Source organism: Glutamicibacter sp. AOP5-A2-18 (genome assembly GCF_052446055.1).
GTDB lineage: Bacteria > Actinomycetota > Actinomycetes > Actinomycetales > Micrococcaceae > Glutamicibacter.
This window is the reverse complement of sequence record NZ_JBQSVW010000001.1, coordinates 819,599-834,163: the sequence shown is the minus strand read 5'-3', so window position 1 is coordinate 834,163 and position 14,565 is coordinate 819,599. Positions and strand designations below refer to the sequence as shown.

The 14,565-nt window shown below is 55.5% G+C and carries 14 protein-coding genes; 6 read left to right on the top strand and 8 right to left on the bottom strand.

Annotation, left to right across the window (positions count from 1 at the left end):
* Positions 1–21: 21 nt before the first annotated feature.
* Positions 22–3,633, bottom strand: coding sequence for a transcription-repair coupling factor (gene mfd / locus ACT3RW_RS03965; RefSeq protein WP_444612880.1), 3,612 nt, complete (start codon positions 3,631–3,633; stop codon positions 22–24).
* Positions 3,634–3,878: 245 nt separating this feature from the next.
* Here mfd and ACT3RW_RS03960 point away from each other — a divergent pair, with 245 nt between their 5' ends.
* Both ACT3RW_RS03960 and nhaA read left to right on the top strand, forming a co-directional pair.
* Entirely contained in the window at positions 3,879–4,373 is a 495-nt protein-coding gene (locus tag ACT3RW_RS03960; protein WP_444612879.1) for a DUF2505 domain-containing protein, read from the top strand.
* A 168-nt stretch (positions 4,374–4,541) separates the two neighbouring features.
* Positions 4,542–5,894 (top strand): Na+/H+ antiporter NhaA, encoded by a 1,353-nt coding sequence (nhaA, locus tag ACT3RW_RS03955; RefSeq protein WP_444612878.1) that lies wholly within the window; start codon positions 4,542–4,544, stop codon positions 5,892–5,894.
* Positions 5,895–5,981: 87 nt separating this feature from the next.
* On the opposite strand, the gene sufU is transcribed toward nhaA, so the two are convergent.
* From sufU to ACT3RW_RS03925, 6 genes are all read right to left on the bottom strand, one after another.
* Positions 5,982–6,434 carry a Fe-S cluster assembly sulfur transfer protein SufU gene (gene sufU, locus ACT3RW_RS03950; RefSeq protein ID WP_131090143.1) on the bottom strand — a complete coding sequence of 151 codons (453 nt, stop codon included), beginning with the start codon at positions 6,432–6,434 and terminating at the stop codon, positions 5,982–5,984.
* The gene (locus ACT3RW_RS03945; protein ID WP_131090372.1) at positions 6,435–7,727 is read right to left on the bottom strand and encodes a SufS family cysteine desulfurase; all 1,293 of its coding nucleotides are present in this window, start codon (positions 7,725–7,727) and stop codon (positions 6,435–6,437) included.
* Between the two features lie 259 nt (positions 7,728–7,986).
* Positions 7,987–8,568 carry an aminoacyl-tRNA hydrolase gene (pth, locus tag ACT3RW_RS03940; protein WP_131090144.1) on the bottom strand — a complete coding sequence of 194 codons (582 nt, stop codon included), beginning with the start codon at positions 8,566–8,568 and terminating at the stop codon, positions 7,987–7,989.
* A gap of 30 nt (positions 8,569–8,598) precedes the next feature.
* Positions 8,599–8,883, bottom strand: coding sequence for a 50S ribosomal protein L25 (locus tag ACT3RW_RS03935; RefSeq protein ID WP_131090145.1), 285 nt, complete (start codon positions 8,881–8,883; stop codon positions 8,599–8,601).
* A gap of 213 nt (positions 8,884–9,096) precedes the next feature.
* The gene (locus tag ACT3RW_RS03930) at positions 9,097–9,456 is read right to left on the bottom strand and encodes a hypothetical protein (RefSeq protein ID WP_444612877.1); all 360 of its coding nucleotides are present in this window, start codon (positions 9,454–9,456) and stop codon (positions 9,097–9,099) included.
* Positions 9,457–9,929: 473 nt separating this feature from the next.
* On the bottom strand, positions 9,930–10,244 hold the full coding sequence (locus ACT3RW_RS03925; RefSeq protein WP_444612876.1) for an ArsR/SmtB family transcription factor: 315 nt from the start codon (positions 10,242–10,244) through the stop codon (positions 9,930–9,932).
* 96 nt (positions 10,245–10,340) lie between these two features.
* Between ACT3RW_RS03925 and ACT3RW_RS03920 the strand changes: the two genes are divergently transcribed.
* Together ACT3RW_RS03920 and ACT3RW_RS03915 are read left to right on the top strand one after the other, a co-directional pair.
* Positions 10,341–11,393 carry an SDR family oxidoreductase gene (locus ACT3RW_RS03920; RefSeq protein ID WP_444612875.1) on the top strand — a complete coding sequence of 351 codons (1,053 nt, stop codon included), beginning with the start codon at positions 10,341–10,343 and terminating at the stop codon, positions 11,391–11,393.
* Positions 11,394–11,469: 76 nt separating this feature from the next.
* Complete coding sequence (locus ACT3RW_RS03915; protein WP_444612874.1) at positions 11,470–11,853, top strand: PhzF family phenazine biosynthesis protein; 384 nt, start codon at positions 11,470–11,472, stop codon at positions 11,851–11,853.
* 295 nt (positions 11,854–12,148) lie between these two features.
* Here the strand turns inward: ACT3RW_RS03915 and ACT3RW_RS03910 are convergent, their stop codons facing one another.
* Positions 12,149–12,634: a MarR family winged helix-turn-helix transcriptional regulator gene (locus ACT3RW_RS03910; RefSeq protein ID WP_444612873.1), complete on the bottom strand. Its 486-nt coding sequence runs from the start codon at positions 12,632–12,634 to the stop codon at positions 12,149–12,151.
* Between the two features lie 82 nt (positions 12,635–12,716).
* Here ACT3RW_RS03910 and ACT3RW_RS03905 point away from each other — a divergent pair, with 82 nt between their 5' ends.
* Both ACT3RW_RS03905 and ACT3RW_RS03900 read left to right on the top strand, forming a co-directional pair.
* A complete protein-coding gene (locus ACT3RW_RS03905; RefSeq protein ID WP_444612872.1) occupies positions 12,717–13,349 on the top strand; it encodes an NAD(P)-dependent oxidoreductase in 633 nt (210 codons plus the stop codon).
* Between the two features lie 269 nt (positions 13,350–13,618).
* Positions 13,619–14,398 carry a Bax inhibitor-1/YccA family membrane protein gene (locus tag ACT3RW_RS03900; RefSeq protein WP_444612871.1) on the top strand — a complete coding sequence of 260 codons (780 nt, stop codon included), beginning with the start codon at positions 13,619–13,621 and terminating at the stop codon, positions 14,396–14,398.
* Positions 14,399–14,565 lie beyond the last annotated feature (167 nt).

The following is a 14,565-nucleotide window of genomic DNA, read 5'->3' as shown; positions in this document are numbered from 1 at the left end:
CCTTCTCCGTCTGGCCGGCGGTTATTTCGTAGCCGGTGCCGGGGTTGGTTCGAAGATCGCGTAGAGCAGCTTTTCGGCCCACTCCAAAATTTCTTCGTCCACTAGGTCGCGCCCGCCAATAGGTGAAGTTCTTGGCTTTGGAATGAAGATCGAGTTAAGCGCTGGCTTATTTGCTGCCCCTGGGTACAGGCGTTCCAGTCGGACTTGTCTCGAAGCTGGCAGGTCTTCAATCTTGGCTGGTGACACCTTGATGTTGTTGCCAATCTGCTGAATGTCATTAAGCCCGACAGCCCGAGCCCGGATGCGCAGTGCTGCTACCCGCATCAGGTTCTCCACCGGTTGCGGTAGCTTTCCGTAGCGGTCCACCAGTTCTTCACGCACCTCGGTCAGCGCCTCATCGGTTTCCGCTGCAGCGATATTGCGGTAAGCCTCCAAGCGCAGACGTTCACCGGGAACATAGTCGTGTGGCAGGTGAGCGTTGACCGGCAGGTCGATTTTCATCTCGACGGCTTCTTCTTCGCCCTCACCCTTGTAGTCGGCGACAGCCTCGCCCACGAGGCGCAGGTACAAATCAAAGCCAACCCCAGCAATATGTCCGGACTGCTCTCCACCAAGTAGATTGCCAGCTCCACGCAGCTCCAAGTCCTTCATCGCTAGTTGGTAGCCGGAACCCAACTCATTGTGCGCTGCTACCGCTTTGAGGCGTTCAAGAGCAATCTCGCCCAACGGCTTTTCTACATCCCACAGGAAGTAAGCGTAGGCACGCTCACGGCCACGACCGACTCGTCCACGAAGCTGGTGCAATTGGGAGAGACCATAGTTGTTGGCCCGGTCCACAATCAAAGTGTTGGCGTTGGAAATGTCCAAGCCGGTTTCAATAATGGTGGTGGAGACCAGAACATCAAATTTCTTTTCCCAGAAGTCCTGGATGATCCGTTCCAGTCGTGACTCACTCATCTTGCCATGCGCCACTTCAATGCGCGCTTCAGGGGCCAGCTCGCGAAGTTCTGCTGCCACTCGCTCAATGGATGAAACTCGGTTGTGGACAAAGAAGACCTGCCCATCGCGCATGAGTTCACGCTTGATGGCTGCCGAAATCTGCTTGTCGCTTCGCGGGCCAACGTAGGTTAAGACCGGATGACGTTCTTCCGGTGGCGTGGCCAAAGTGGAGGTCTCACGGATTCCGGTGAGCGACATTTCCAAGGTACGCGGAATTGGCGTGGCGCTCATTGCCAGCACATCCACGTTAGTGCGCAGCTTCTTAAGTTCTTCCTTGTGCTCAACACCAAAACGCTGTTCCTCATCGATGATGACAAGGCCAAGATTTTTGAACTGAACGTTTTTGGAGAGCAAACGGTGGGTACCGATGACGATATCAACACTGCCATCTTGCAGTCCGGCCATGATCTCCTTGGATTCCTTGGCCGTCTGGAAACGTGACAGTGTTTTCACTCGAACCGGGAATCCCGAATAGCGTTCGGTGAACGTCTGCTGATGCTGGGAGGCAAGCAATGTGGTCGGTACCAGTACCGCAACCTGCTTTGAGTCTTGAACGGCCTTGAAGGCTGCACGGACAGCAATTTCGGTTTTGCCGAAGCCCACGTCACCAGAAATCAACCGATCCATCGGGATTTCCTTTTCCATATCCGACTTAACCTCATTGATTGCGGTTAGCTGGTCAGGAGTTTCGATGAAGGCAAAGGCCTCTTCGAGTTCATGTTGCCAAGGAGTGTCTTGGCCGAAGGCGTGCCCACGGCTGGCCATGCGTGCCGAATACAGCTTGATCAAATCGCCAGCGATCTCCTTGACCGCTTTGCGCGCTTTGGACTTGGTGCTGGCCCAGTCTGAGCCACCCATCTTGGACAGGGTGGGTGCTTCGCCGCCGACATATCGGGTAACCATGTGCAGCTGGTCTGTGGGAACGAATAGTCGGTCCCCCGGTGCGCCACGTTTGGAGGAGGCGTATTCAACGACCAAGTATTCTCGTTTGGCGTCTTTGCCTGAACCTGCAACTTTGCGAGCCATCAATTCAACAAATTTACCGATGCCGTGCTGCTCATGGACGATGAAGTCCCCTGCCTGCAGGCTGAGTGGATCTACGGCATTGCGCTTGCGCTTTGCGGTGAGCTTGCGTCCCTTACGATTTGGGTACGCGCTTGAACGACCCAAAAGGTCGGCTTCGGTGAGTAGCCCAAGCTTGAGCTCTTCAAAGACAAATCCACGCCCAGCGGTCGCTTGGGTGATTTCGATAAGTCCCGCGGTTGGCGCCTGGTCAAGGGTTTCAACTCGGTGGGCTGGAATGCTGAATTCAGCGAACAGCTCAGATAGCCGTTGCGCTGGACCAGGTCCGTCGGTGGCCACAACAAAACGCCACTGATCTTTAACTCGTGAAGCGATGAATTCCATCATCGCCTCAATGTCGCCTTGATAGCCGTGTGGTTCCCGCGCAGGGATGCGAATGGTTGACGCGCCGACTTCCAGCTCTTCATCCTCGCCCATGGCGGTCAGCGCCCACCAGGACACCTTCGCGGCCTTGGCGTGCTCAAGGGTTTCGGAAAGCGAGGCAAAATCGCCGCTAGCGAGCTTGCGCTCCGAGCTGGCGGTGTTCAAATCCAGTGGGGCTGTGGCGCCATCTGAGGCCGAAGCCCACGCGGCAGCAAGGAACTCCGCGTTAGTGGCATTCAGATCCTGTGCACGGGCGCGCACTCGTTCTGGTTCCATGACCAGTGCAATCGAGGATTCCGGCAGGAGGGAAAGCAACGGAACCATGTGGTCCACCAGAAGGGGTGCCAGAGATTCCATACCCTCCACGGCGATGCCACCAGCAATTTTGGTGAGCATTTCTTCAGCGGCTGGGAAATGGTTTTTCAGGTTGGCAGCCCGGCTCATGACCTGTGGTGTGATCAACATTTCTCGGCACGGCGTGGCAATAATCTTTTGTGGGCCCTGGTCATCGGTGGAGCGCTGATCGGCGATGGCGAAGAAACGCATCGAATCAATTTGGTCACCGAAAAAATCGATACGTACTGGATGGTCCAGCGTTGGTGGGAAGACATCGATGATGCCGCCACGTACGGCAAACTCGCCTCGGTGCGTGACCATGTCCACCCGAGCGTAGGCAGCTGATGCCAGATCTTTGATGACCTGATCAAATCCAGGTTCGGCGTCTAGTTCCAAGGTCACCGGGCGCAGTTCACCTAGGCCAGCAACGAGTGGTTGCAGCACTGCTCGGATGGGTGCGATCACCACGTTGAGATTTTCGTCCCGGTTGTGTAGCCGGCGCAGTACTTCGAGGCGACGTCCCACCGTGTCGCTTCGAGGCGAAAGGCGTTCATGCGGCAAGGTCTCCCACGATGGGAATTCAGCAATCTGCTCTACCGGAAGGAAGGCGTTTAGCGAGCTTGATACTTCTTCGGCTTCACGACCGGTGGCAGTGACAATCAGGGTCACTCCAGAATGTTTGCTCTCGCTCAGCGCCTGAGAAATCTGGGCAGAGAGGATCGCACGCATGCCTTGCGGGGCCGCGATCTCCAGCTCTTCACTCCGCGTCGAAAAGCTGTTCGCTGCACTTTGGTGGATGCGACGGAAGGATGGTTCCTCGCGCAGGAAGTCATGAAGTCCGCTCAGGCTCATGGGGGTTCGTATCCTCTCGTGCAGGCGCTTGAAGCCGTGTGCTCAGTTGTATTCCTGAACCAATTCGACACCACGAACACCGACCGCAAATGATATTCCGCGGTCGACTCAACGCCAATATGTTGTTTTAGGTGCAGTCCTAGCCTACCTAATACATCCCAGCGGATAGTGTTAATACTGTCCGTCCCCGGGCGTGCACTTTTTGTTGCCCGCCCAGCCAAATTTCCAGATTGGGATTAGCTTTCATGGCATTGAACGCAAGTACTCAGATCGGCCATCCTGCACAGCAGGTCATCGCTACTTTAAGCGATCGCGGCTTCGCCGAGCATCTGACCAAGGTCGCCAACGGCACCCTGAACGAATTCACCGTAGATGGCGATGTCGCAGGGGCCTTTACGCTAACGACAGTCCGTTCCGTGCCTACTGACCGGGTTCCTGACTTCGCTCGCAAGTTTGTTGGAGCCTCCATTGAAATCACTCAGGTAGAACAGTGGGCCGCACCGGATGCCGGCGGAAGCCGTTCTGCAACAGTGCGAATCACCATCGGCGGCGTTCCGGTGACTGTCACTGGCACCGAGCAGCTCACCGGACAAGGCGAAACCTCGCAGCTAGCCGTTGATGCCAAAGTCTCTTCCTCGATTCCATTCATCGGCGGCAAGCTTGCTTCCGCCGCCGAACCCTACATTGGCAAGGCCCTGAACTTGCAGGCAGAACAGGTTAACGCTTGGCTCTCCAAGTAGGCCAACGACTCAAAAGATCGCTCTGAGCGCATTCCCCGGATCTGCGAATTTCGCAATACATCCGGGGATTTGTGCTCTTGATCATCGATCGCGATAAGCTGGAATAAGGTGTGCCGGGAAGTCTGGTCGGCGAGAAATATTCATTTAACGAGGTAAGCGAGTTAACGCATGAACCAAACTCCGTCTTCGGGTTCCGACAAGAGCCTGTTTTCCCGCCCAAGCTACAAAGAGTCCGTGCGCATCGGAGATATCCTGCGCAAAGAAACCGTCGGTGGCATGGTGCTTATCGCCGGAGCGTTGCTGGCACTAATCTGGGCCAACACTCCCCTACGCGAGTCCTACTTTGCACTGCGTGATTTCCACTTTGGCCCAACGCTGTTAGGTGTAGATCTAAATCTCTCCATCGGCCACTGGGCTGCGGACGCGCTGCTTGCGGTGTTCTTCTTCCTCACCGGTTTGGAACTGAAAAAAGAATTTGTCATCGGTGACCTGCGTAACGTGAAGACTGCAGCTGTCCCTGTGGCTGCAGCATTCGGCGGTGTCCTCGTACCGGCGCTCATCTTTGTGGCCATTGCTTCGGGCTCTGGCGGTGGCCAAGAACTACTACGCGGTTGGGCCATTCCAACAGCCACTGACATTGCCTTTGCTGTCGCCGTGCTGGCCGTCATCGGTTCGGCACTTCCAGCCGCACTAAGAATCTTCCTGCTCACCTTGGCAGTGGTGGATGACCTAATCGCCATCGTCATCATTGCCTTTGTTTTCACTGATGAACTTAAGCTGGCCTATCTTGGGCTATCGCTGATCCCGATCATTCTTTTCACTCTCTTGGCACGCTACTTGGGCAAGTTCTTTGCCAAGCGTGCTTGGGCTGCCTGGGTGATCTTGTTGCCATTGGGCATCATCACCTGGATCTTCGTCTTTGGCTCCGGCATTCACGCCACCATCGCGGGCGTAGTCTTGGGCTTCTGTGTCCCAGTCAAGCGCACGGACGGTCGCGAAGGAATCGGGCTTGCTGAACAGTTTGAGCATCGCTTCCGCCCGTTGTCATCCGGTATCTGCATCCCAATTTTTGCGTTCTTTGCGGCCGGCGTGAGCGTAGTTTCATCCGATCCAGCCAGTGGCAACGTATTTACTGACCCTGTCTTCTGGGGCATTGTTCTGGGTCTTGTGTTGGGCAAGCCGATTGGCATCATGGGATCAACCTGGTTGCTGACCAAATTCACCAAGGCTTCCTTGGACAAGGATGCTCAGTGGGGTGACTTGCTCGGGGTAACCCTGTTGGCAGGAATTGGCTTCACCGTCTCGCTGCTGGTTTCCGAGCTGTCCTTTGGTCTGGAATCTGCTCACTATGAGCATGCGAAGGTTGCCATCCTCAGCGGTTCGTTTATCGCAGCTATCCTCGGCGCCCTGTGGCTTGTCCCGCGCAATCGTCGCTACAAGGTGATCAATGAGCGTGAGACTCGGGACGCTAATGCTGATGGTGTGCCTGATGTGTATCAGCAAGATGGCGAAAATAACTAGCGTGCAGAATTCGTAGCTAGTAGTTAAACGACTGTGGCGCTTGCCCTCCGGGATGGAGAGCAAGCGCCACAGTTCTTTGCGTGCTGGCTACTTATTAGCGCCAAACATGGCCGCTTCAGCAGCGACCCAAGCGAGCATCGCGCACTTGACGCGAGCAGGGAACTTGGAGACGCCCACGAAGGCGGCAGCGTCCTCTAGGACCTCTTCATCTGGTTCAAAGGTTCCCTTGGAGCGCATCATCTCGCGGAAGATCTCCAGCTTGTCCAAGAACTCTTCCTTGGTCATCTCCGGGAGCATCTCGCTGAGTACTGAGGCCGAGGCCATGGAGATAGAACAGCCATCGCCTTCCCAGCTCATGGCTTCAAAATGGTCTTCATCGTTCAATTCCACGCGCACGCGGATCTGGTCACCACAAATGGGGTTGTGCTGGTGTGATTCACCGTGCAGAAGCCCTTCGGTGGTCTCCACCAGTGGCGAGCCGAAGCGTCGCTTGGAGTGATCCAGGATGACCTGTTGGTATAGCTGATCTAATTCGTTCACTTAGACTCCAAAGTATTCGCGCACGGAGCTCAAGGCGACTAGTAGAGCCTTGATATCGTCTTCCGTGTTGTACAGATAAGTGCTTGCACGAGTGGTCGCAGTGACGCCCAGGGCTCGGTGCAGTGGTTGTGCGCAGTGATGTCCTACTCGTACGGCAATGCCACGCGAGTCTAGGTATTGCCCTACGTCGTGTGGGTGCACTCCTACGACCTCAAATGGCACGGTACCGATTCGACGGACGTCGCTTGGTCCAAAGACGCGCACGCCTTCAATCTTGGATAATCCTTCAAAGAGCAAAGTACCCAGGTGTTCTTCCCACTGAGCGATGCGGTCCATGCCAATTTCTTGCAGGTAACTTACCGCGGTAGCCAAACCATGGGTCTGGGCAATGCGCTGGGTCCCGGCTTCAAAGCGCTGCGGAGCCGGAAGAAATTCTGCGTGCTCCATATCAACCACGGTGATCATTGATCCGCCGGTGAGGAACGGAGGCATGGCGTTCAGTAGTTCTTCACGACCATAGAGCGCCCCGATGCCGGTTGGCCCGAGCATCTTATGTCCTGAGAAAGCCATGAAATCCACGTCAAGGGCCTTCACGTCTACCGGAAGGTGCGGTACTGACTGGCAACCATCAAGCACAGTCAGTGCACCAACCTTGCGGGCAGCATCGACAAAACGCTGAGTATCGGTGATAGTTCCCAAGACGTTGGAGACGTGGGTGAAGGCTACAAGCTTGGTCTTCTCGGTCACCAACTCATCGATCAAGTCATAACGCAATGATCCGTCTTCGCTGACAGGAACGTAACGCAAGGTAGCACCAGTGCGGAACGCAAGTTCCTGCCACGGAATCAGGTTGGCGTGGTGCTCAATTTCGGTGGTGAGAATTTCATCGCCAGGACCAATGCGGAAGCGTGCCGCGGCTTCTCCTCCGCGGCCCAATGAGGCATTGGAGATTGAGTAGCTGATTAAGTTCAGTGCTTCTGTTGCGTTGGAGGTCCACACCAGTTCATTGGTGCGTGCGCCGATGAATTTCGCGACGGTCTCGCGCGCCTCTTCATAGATTTCGGTGGCCTCAACGGCTAGCGTGTGAGCGCCACGGTGTACGGCCGCGTTAGCGTTTTCGTAGTAGTGCTGCTCCGCTTCATACACGCAACGTGGCTTTTGGCTGGTTGCACCAGAGTCTAAGTACACGACGTCGGTGCTGTTGACTTGATGCTCCAGAATTTCAAAGTCTGCCTTGATTCGCTGAACCTCGACGGCGCTGAGCGATACATTGGCTTCTGGCTGACCGGTCATCGTCTGCACGTGGTCCTCCGAATAATTGTCATGGGATGCCATGTTTCGCCGGTTGTCAGAAACCGTTGAAGGATTAGGCAAGGTGTACATTGGGTAATTATTCCACTCCGGCTCAAGAAGTACATCTAAGTTTGGCCTTAGTAAGTAACACCTCAAACGGGACCTATTTAACGGATCAAGGACCGCGGTGAGTTGGCTGAGCCATCCCGCGATCCTCGAAAACTAAGTGTGAGCACAATGCAAGGCAACGTGATACAGATTAGCTGGTATGGAATTTTGTTTGGGCTGCTTCGAGACCCGAGCTCATTAGTAGCTCAACAGCGTCTGCGCAGTTATCAATCAAAAACGGAAGATCTTGCTTTTCCGTCTTCGAGAAATCTTGCAGGACCCATTTAGCCGTGTCCATGCGTCCTGGTGGACGACCAACTCCTGCGCGAACGCGCAGATAGTCTTTGGAACCCATTGCTTTGGAGATATCGCGCAGACCGTTATGTCCACCTTCTCCCCCGCCACGTTTGAGTTTGACGGTGTCAAAAGGAATATCGATCTCATCGTGAACGACGATCAGGTGATCAACGTCGATTCCAAAGAACTTAGCGGCGTTGGCCACCGGCCCTCCGGAGAGATTCATAAATACCGTCGGCTTGGCCAGCACGATGCGCGGACCGCCGACACCCATGCGGCCTTCAACGATTTGTGACCGTGAGGAGTGAGATTTGAATTTCGATCCCACACGGTTGGCCAGTTCATCGAGCACCATTTGCCCAATATTGTGTCTATTGCCAGCGTAGCCGGACCCGGGATTCCCGAGTCCGGCTACGAGCCAAGTGCCATCACTCATGATGCTTAGCTAAAACCTAGTTCGCTGGAATTAGGCAGCGATCAAGAGGTCCAGGTGATCAACGGTGCGGTTAAGCGCGTGGATCTGGATGTCCTTGATGCTGGTCTTTACGGTCTTGCCTTCAACGTTCAGAACGAGCTCAACGCTACGGTCACGAACAGCAAGGGTGGTTTCGTGGATTGGCAGCAATACGTGCTGTGGCTCCGATCCTGCACCGTAGATTACTGCTGGGATCTGGCCGTCGCGACGAGCCTGGCGGGCAGCGCCCTTACCGAAATCGGTGCGTACTACGGCGTCAAGGTTTACAGATGCCATGATGATTCTCCTTAGGAAATAGATGCTTCGTTAAGGCCCTTGCGTGGACTCGGGAAGCAACTAACATCTAAGAGATCTAGAGCTTTTCCGGCCTTGTCGATAACGGTCCCACCATTTCTGGTGATTCCCTCGCCTGGGCACAGTCAATAATTCTACCAGTTGCACGCGCCAAGGTGAAAACTTGTAGCGAAGACCACTAAACTTTGCTCCTGCTCAACTGCGCTGGAATACAAACGTATCGGTCGGTGCAAAGCCATGGGTGTGGTCGCAGCGATATCCGCGTAACCACGGCACATCATCGACCACCCGCAAATAGAATCCGCGCGGGAATTCTTGATCGCCGAGTACTGCGGACGCGACGCTCAACGAGTCAGCCGGTTTCCTTCCACCACTAAGCACCGAATCGCCGGACACGGCTTGGTCCAAGAAATCCAGCCGTAGATACGGACCGGTAATGGCAGGGCACAACTGAAATCCCTCGCTGATCGCACGCTCAAAAATTTGCGGCAACTTTGTACCGGCGACCAGATCAAGCTGTTGCAGGTTACGACTTACCACGGTCAGCTTCTGCACTGGCACAACCTCATCGAAAACCCGGTGGGCCTGCAGCATTTTGGCCTAGTCGTTAAGCTGGACCCCGGTACGCACCAATCGTTGCTGCAGCTGAGCACGATCGAGCCCACCGATAGTGACCTGCCTGGTTCCAAAATCCATGCTGCCCCTCTTGGTTCTTGATCCACCATAAATAATAGTTTTCCGTGTCCGTATAAGGCACCTTCACCGGGCATTTTATCGGGCGGGGTATATGAGAATTTCAAATATTTGAAACCTCAGAGTTTCAAGAAACGACCCAGTCACCGAGGCAGGTGCCCCGTATGAGGACCCCCTTACGGAACGTTCCGAAGTGCCAAACCGGACAAACCCCTTTCGGGACGAGGCGACGGTTCGGAAGGTCACGAAGTGCTCTTACTGGCTCCGCCTGCTGGCGTCCGTCAGAGCACCATCTTGTCTGCGGTTGCAGGGGGATCTCACGGCGATCCGGGTACCTAGATGTCGGCGCCGATGGCCCTGCTGAGTTTGGCGATGGTCTGCTCGTTGCGTCGGTAGTGGGAGAACTGGCCGATGCGAGTGCAGATCACAAGGTCCGCGCGTTGCAACGTCGCCATGAACTGAGAAGCGGTGGACTGGGATACCTCCGCACGGGCCTGAATGTGCTTCAAACACACCCCAACTTCTTCCGCTGGGCGTTCCTGCGGAGGAAATGAATCGCCGTCCTTGAGCCAACCCAGAATCGCCAAGCGAGTTGGGTGGCCGAGGGCTTTGAACGCACTCACCAGTTGATCGTCACTCAGTTTTCCCATACCTCCAGCATACCCTCAAATCGCTATATCGCGATTTAACGATTATGTGATATTACTTAGATCGTCAAATTACGTTTTTACGATGAAGGGAATTTCATGGCAACGAGAACTGCATTAGTCGTCGGAGCACGGGGTGTGATCGGCGGCAATCTGATCGAGCACCTCGACCGTGATGGCGGCTGGGAGATCATAGGACTGTCGCGGCGGGGAGGCATCAATCAGGGTTCGGTTCGGCATATCGCTGTTGATCTCCTGGACAAAGAAGACACGATCTTGAAACTCTCCGGCCTGACCGAGGTCACGCATGTTTTTTACGCTGCCTACCAGGATCGGGCCAGTTGGGCTGAGCTGGTACCGCCGAATCTGGCGATGCTGACCAATGTTGTCGACGCGATTGAACCGGTGGCCCCGAATCTTGAGCACATCAGCTTGATGCAGGGGTACAAGGTTTACGGCGCCCACCTGGGTGCTTTCTCGACGCCCGCTCGTGAGGATGATCCCCCGCATATGCCGCCGGAGTTCAACGTCGACCAGCAACAGTTCCTTGAACTCCGACAGGCCAACGCAACGTGGTCGTGGTCCGCACTCCGACCCTCGGTAGTGGCCGGTATCGGACTCGGAAATCCCATGAACCTGGCCATGGTAATTTCCGTGTACGCCTCAATTAGCAAAGAACTCGGCGTTCCATTCCGGCTCCCCGGCAAACCCGGAGCCTATACAAGCCTGATCGAAATGACGGACTCTGGGCTGCTGGCTGAAGCGACCGTCTGGGCTGCGACGAATCCCGGCAGCAGGAACCAAGCGTTCAACATCACCAACGGGGACATGTTCCGGTGGTCCTCGATGTGGCCCAAAATTGCGGCGTTCTTCGACCTCGATGTAGCGCCGCCTTTGCAGATGAGCTTGAGTGAGGTCATGGCGGACAAATCTGACATCTGGGATTCAATGGTCACGAAGCATGCGTTGGCGAAGACACCATATTCTGATGTGTCTTCCTGGCAGTTTGGCGACTTCGTCTTTGCATGGGATTACGACGTCATCGCCGACACGTCGAAGTCGAGGCGTGCTGGCTTCCACGCATATGTGGACAGCGAAGCGATGTTCATGAAAATCTTCCAGAGCCTCCGAGACCAGCGGCTGATCCCGTAAGCAAGAGGAACTAACGCGCACGCAAAACCTCATACCTGCCATCGACCCAGACATAGCCAAGGCCCTCGGGGTCCCGGTGCGCGAAGCATTGAAGGCCACTGACCACATCTACATGGTCGAAGACGCCCAAACCGTCATCGACCTGGCACCGGACCTCGCATTCCTGGCTTCCTTGCCGGTGCGCGGGACCATTGTCACGGCCCCGGGCACCGGAACCGACTACGATTTCGTCTCCCGCTGGTTCGGGGCCGAGGCAGGCGTGTCCGAGGACCCCGTCACCGGGTCCGCCCACTGCCAGCTCGCCCCGCTCTGGGCCGAACGCCTCGGCAAGCAGGAAATGCTGGCACGCCAGGCATCGGCCCGCGGCGGAACCGTGCACATCAACTTCGCGGGCGAACGCACAATATTGACCGGGCGTTGCGTCCGCTTCATGGAAGGAACCGCGACCCTTCCCCGCTGAGGCAACTCGCCCGGCCGAGCTTCCTAACGATGGGTCGAATTCCCTGCCATCGAGTTTGGGTGCCGAGCCAGGATTCGATGGCAGGGTTCTCCCAGCAGTTGTCCCGGTGAGGGTTCCTCTTACGGGCGTTCCTCTCGGGGACCCCCTAGCGGAACGGTCCGAATTGCCAAGCTGGACAAACCCCTACCGGGACGATGTGCCTGTACCGAAGGTCACGAAGCGCTCTCATTGGTCCCTAACCGTAACGGTGAGCACAGCATAATCTTGCTGAACGGTACATTTCGCGCATTTTGGTTTATTGACGACGCTCCCGGTTGACGACGTTGGCCTGCGATTCCCCAGAATCCCCAAGCTGGTAGAAGTCGCTAACGCCTTCCAAGTATCGAATGATTATTGCTAGTTCCCTGCGATCAAAAGTTCCAGTGAACGCGTCAAATTCTTCATCGGTGCGACCATAAAGAACTTGAAGCGGCGCGATTTTTTCTGGCACCAGCTCTATCAAGGTCTTGCGGCGATCGTTGGCATCAGCTGTCCGGCGAACGTAGCCTGAAGCTTCCAAGCGGTCGACAAGCTTGGTTACCGTGCTCGTCGGCATGCCCGTGGTCTCGCTGATCTGGCGTGGCGTTCGCACGCCCTTGCGCAACACCAGCAGATGAAGCGTTTGCAAGTCAGTGACGAGCAATCCATGCTGACGAGCAACCCTTTCATTGCCAAGGACAGCATCTACTAGCTGTCGCTGCAAGGCGGCGCGAACCTGCCCCACGAGATCGTTGCTGCTCATTGCTGTACTCCCTGCTAACGTTAGTTCCGAATCGGGAATATCCTGATTTAGTAACATTTTACCCGATGAGAGAAGAAGCTGCATGAGAATTCTGGTGCCAGGCGCAACGGGAACGGTCGGAAGCGAGGTCGTAAGGCAAGCGCTAGAACGCGGTCACCAGGTAGTAGCAATTGCTCGCAACCCTGCAAATCTCGTCATTGAACATTCTCGACTCACTAAAGTGTCAGCCGACATCCTCGATGCGAAAGTCGTGGAACCGCTACTGGACGGCATCGATGCCGTCGTGAGCACCGTGGGGATCGGTGCCTCAAAAACTCCGACTACGCTCTATTCAGCAGGAACGAGAAACCTTCTTGCAGGCATGAACAAGCATGGTGTCGAAAGGATGGTCGTCATATCCTCGGAAGTTGCCGAGCACTGGGCGCATCAGGGGCCGCTCAAGCTCTGGATTGTTCTGCCACTGCTGCAGAAGTTCCTTGGAGCAACTTACGATGACATGCGGCGGATGGATATCGCTCTCTGGGAGAGCCACGCAAAGTGGACCGCGATTCGCGCGCCGCGAATCAGGAACGCCCCCGCCAAAAAGCGGTACCGGCTCGACACTGAGCCGCTCCCGCGAGGTTGGATGATCACCGCATCAGACTTGGCCAGTGCAATGCTCGACGTCATTGACAATGATGACCTGGCCAGACGGCATGTCTATGTCTGCAATTGAGCAAGAATCAATCTGGCACGCATCTCCGCTTGGCTCGCTACGAGCGATGGCACCGGTCCCGCAATCATCTGCAGCTCACAGCGGGGGTCGCGCTAGTAGCTGGCGCTTGCTCGCAGACTGTCATTGTGTCGTATCTGCTGGGGGCAGCGTTTGCCTGAACAGGTGGTACTCGCAACTTCCTGGAAACTCTTGTAGATCCAATGGTCTCAGAGCTGGCAGCTGTGCAGATCTTCTCTACGAGCTATCAGAAATTCGGAAGAACTAATCTCATGGAGAAATTCACACAGAATAATCCGAAATCCCGCTCCGATCGTTCACGCGCGACGATATCGCGCCGCAGCATGGGGATCTCTGGAGTGCTATGGAAGACGCTCGGACTGTTTGCGATTCTGCATTTCGCCGCCCTTGCTGGAATTTTCTGGGCAGTTGAACCCGCATTGAAGAGCGGCCATACGTACGATCCAATCGCATCACCCTGGATAGTTGGCCTACTGGGCAGTTTCGTTGCCGGGGGCTGGCTAGCCATCGTCGCCAAGAGGACCGCCAGCGTCTTATTGATTGTGTGCTTCGCAGCCTCGGAGGGGTTATTTCTCGGAGGGTTTTCGGCTTACTTCGAGGTCGTATTTCCAGGGTTCGCGATTCAAACTGCATTCGCGACCCTTTCGGCTGTCATCGCGGCATTGGCGCTATTCGCTGTCCCTCGGATCCGAATTGCCGGTCGATCGGCTCAATTCATATTTGTTGCGCTTGGTGCTTATTTTGTGTTCGCACTTCACAATGTTGCGGTGAGCGGCTTGGAATTCCTGCCGGATCACATCGCGTGGGGTAGGGGTTCAGTGACAGTGCTGAGTGTACCTCTTGGCCTCATTTTTGCACTGCATGTAGTGGCTTCGATGGCTTACTCACTCGTTCTTGCATTCGAGCGAATTGAGGACACGCCTCGACCTTTAAAGCCGAGTCAGCACGAATGGCGCGCCGCATTCAAAGTCATGGCCACCTTTTTCTCTCACTGCATCGAAACACCGCGAGTACTCGTTAGCCGAAAGTAGGGTCGCCTTGCTACCCGCAGCCGTCATCACGTTGCTCTTGGCCTTGTTGTTTCTCGGAATTTTCGCGTGGGAACGTCGAGACCGAAATCGAACCTGCGCACAGGAAAGCAAGTTCTTCAGAAATTAGGTTCTCGTCGCCTTCTGGATTTGTGCATTCTTCTTTGCCG